Annotated in this window: 2 protein-coding genes; both read left to right on the forward strand. The window is 76.4% G+C overall.

What is annotated here, in order from left to right; genetic code table 11:
• Nucleotides 1-2,930, forward strand: a 2,930-nt coding sequence (locus K7G61_RS35690) for a type I polyketide synthase (RefSeq protein ID WP_225851312.1), incomplete at its 5' end; no start/stop codon positions are given.
• A gap of 133 nt (nucleotides 2,931-3,063) precedes the next feature.
• Nucleotides 3,064-3,342, forward strand: a 279-nt coding sequence (locus K7G61_RS35695; RefSeq protein ID WP_225851313.1) for a beta-ketoacyl synthase N-terminal-like domain-containing protein, incomplete at its 3' end; no start/stop codon positions are given.

A 3,342-nucleotide genomic window follows, 5' to 3' on the forward strand; every position in this document is an offset into this window, starting at 1 on the left:
GCCGCGACAGCGTGCCCGAGACAGGTCCCGGCGACGCCGGAGAACCGGAGTTCGTGCCGCTGCTGCGCAGGGACCGCGGCGAGAAGGACGCCGTGATGCAGGCGCTCGCGGTGCTGCACGTGCGGCACGCCGGACCGTCCTGGCCCGCCGTGTTCGGCGGACCGCCCGCGCGCCGGCTGGACCTGCCCACGTACCCCTTCCAGCACAACCGCTACTGGCCCGAACCTCCCGCACGCGCCGCGGACGTCGGCGCCGCGGGCCTGGGCACGAGCGACCACCCGCTGGTCGGCGCCACCGTCCACCGTGCCGACACCGACGAGGTCCTCCTCACCGGCCGTCTGTCGTTGCGCAGCCACCCCTGGCTCGCCGACCACGCCGTTCTCGGCCGGGTGCTGCTGCCCGGCACCGCCTTCGTCGAACTCGCCTTCCACGCGGGCCTGGAGGCCGGCACCCCCGCCCTGGAGGAGTTGACCCTCGAAGCCCCCTTGGTGCTGCCCGAGACGGGCGCCGTACGGTTCCAGGTCGCCGTCGGCGTGCCCGACGAGGCCGGTCGCCGCTCGGTCACCTTCCACTCCCGGCCCGACGCGGACGGCTTCGACGAACCCTGGACCCGGCACGCGGACGGCACGCTGCTGCCCGAGGCCGACGGCTTCACGGGCACGTCGTCGACCGCCTGGCCGCCGCCCGGCGCCACACCCCTGGACCTGACCGGGCGCTACGACGACCTCGCCGTCCAGGGTTTCGGCTACGGTCCGGCCTTCCGCGGCCTGCGGGCGGCGTGGCGCGCCGACGACGGCCTGCACGCCGAACTCCGGCTCCCCGACGCGCAGCGCGACAAGGCGGCGGACTTCGGTCTGCATCCCGCCCTGCTCGACGCGGCCCTGCACGCCACCGAACTCGGTGTGCTGCCCCCCGGTGACCGGCCCCGGCTGCCCTTCGTCTGGAGCGGCGTGCGCCTGCTGGCCTCCGGCGCCGCCGCGGCCCGCGTCCGCATCGCACCGGCCGGGCCCGACGCCATCACCCTCGAACTCGCCGACAGCACCGGCCGCCCTGTCGCCGTTGTCGAGTCCCTGGCCTTGCGCCCCCTGTCCGCCGACCAGGTGGAAGCCGCCACCGGGCGCCCGCACGACGCCCTCTTCCGCCTCGCCTGGGACTCCGCCCCCGAGGCCGCGGCCCCGCCCCCGGCCTGGGCCCTGCTCGGCGAGGACCTTCCCGCTCCCCCGGACGCCGAGCGGTATCCGGACCTCGCCGCCCTGACCGCTGCCCTTGCCGCGGGCGACCCCGCCCCCGGCGCCGTCGTGGCCGGCCTGCCCGCCGGCGCCTCCCCTCACGAGGCCGCCCGGCACGCCCTCGGCCTGTGCCAGGCGTGGCTGGCCGACGACCGCCTCACCGGATCACGGCTGGTCCTGGTCACCCGCGGTGCGGTCGCCACCGTCGCGGGCGAGGACGTCCCCGCCCTGGCCCACTCCACCGCCTGGGGCCTGCTGCGCTCGGCGCAGACGGAGAACCCCGATCGGCTGGTGCTGGTCGACCTCGACACCGCGGACCCGGCGGGCGTCGCCGACGGCATCGGGCGGGCCCTTGCCTGCAACGAGCCGCAGAGCGCGTTGCGCGGCGGCCGGCTGCTGGTGCCGAGACTGCGGCGCGCCGTGGTGCCCGCCGCGGAGGCACGCGGGTGGGACCCGGACGGCACCGTACTCGTCACGGGTGCCACCGGGGCGCTCGGCGGGATACTCGCGCGCCATCTGGTCCGGGAGCACGGTGTGAGGCACCTGCTGCTGGCCGGCCGCCGCGGGCCGGCGGCCGAGGGAGCCGAGGCGCTGCGGACCGAACTCACCGGCATGGGCGCCGAGGTGACCGTCGTGGCCTGCGACGCCGCGGTCCGCGAGGAGGTGGACAAGCTGCTGGCCGCGGTGCCCGCGGGGCACCCGTTGACCGCGGTCGTGCACGCGGCGGGCGTACTCGACGACGGGGTGCTCGGCGCGCTGACTCCCGAGCGCATCGACGGTGTGCTGCGGCCCAAGGCCGACGCCGCCTGGAACCTGCACGAGGCGACCCGGGACCTCGACCTGTCCGCCTTCGTGCTCTACTCCTCCGTCCAGGGTCTGGTCGGCGGCGCCGGGCAGGCCAACTACGCGGCGGCCAACGCCTTCCTCGACGCGCTCGCCCACCACCGCAGGGCCCACGGCATGCCGGCCACCTCACTCGCGTGGGGGCCGTGGGCCGAGGGTGGGATGGCCGCGGCGCTGACCGGGGCCGACCGGAACCGGTTCGCCAGGTCCGGAATGACCCCGATCACCCCCGCGCAGGGCATGGAGCTGTTCGACGCCGCGCTGCGGCTCGGCGAACCCCTCGCCGTACCCCTGCCGCTGGACACCGACGCGTTGCGCGCCCGGGGCGCGGCGGCGCCCGCGCTGCTCAGCGGTCTGGTACGCACCCGCGCCCGGCGGGCCGCGGCCGCCGGGCCGGCCGACGCCGTGGCCTCCTCCACAGGCCCCGCCCTCGCCGACCGGCTCGCCGGCCTGACCGCCGAGGAGCAGCAGCAACTCCTGCTGGACCTGGTGCGTGCCGAGGTGGCCGCCACCCTCGACTACACCGGCACGGCCGCCATCGACGCGAAGCGCGGCTTCAAGGAGCTCGGCCTGGACTCGCTGACCTCCGTCGAGCTCCGCAACCGTCTCGGCAAGGCCACCGGACTGCGGCTGCCCGCCACCCTCGTCTTCGACTACCCGACGCCCGTCGCCCTGGCGGCCCACCTGGTCTCCACCCTCGCGCCGGAACCCGCGCCCACAGCCGCGCCCGCGGCCGCACCCGCGTCCGGGGACGGCCCTGCCGCGGGGGACGACACCGACGAACTCATCGACGGCCTCGACCTCGACGCACTGGTGCGGCTGGCGCAGGCCGATCCCGGCCCCGGCACCTCCGTCTAGCCGTCCGCCCACGCCCGCGATCCACGCCTGCCCGGCCCCCGTTCACCGTCCGCCCAGCGCCCGCTCACAGTCCGCTCAGCGCCCGCTCAGCGCCCGCGATCCGCCACAGCGAACCCCGAAAGGCAGACAAGAGATGACCAACACCTCCCCGGAAGCGGTCGTGGAGGCGCTACGCGCCTCGCTGAAGGAGACCACCCGGTTGCGCCGCCACAACGAGGAGATGCTCGCCGCCGCACGCGAACCCGTGGCGGTCGTGGGGGTGGGGTGCCGGTATCCGGGTGGGGTGGGGTCGGCGGAGGACTTGTGGGAGCTGGTGGTGTCGGGGGTGGACGCGGTGTCCGGGTTCCCCGTTGACCGGGGTTGGGACGTGGAGGGACTGTTCGATCCCTCGGGCGAGCGAGCGGGCTCGTCG

Source organism: Streptomyces sp. HPF1205 (genome assembly GCF_020400825.1).
Taxonomy (GTDB): Bacteria; Actinomycetota; Actinomycetes; order Streptomycetales; family Streptomycetaceae; genus Actinacidiphila.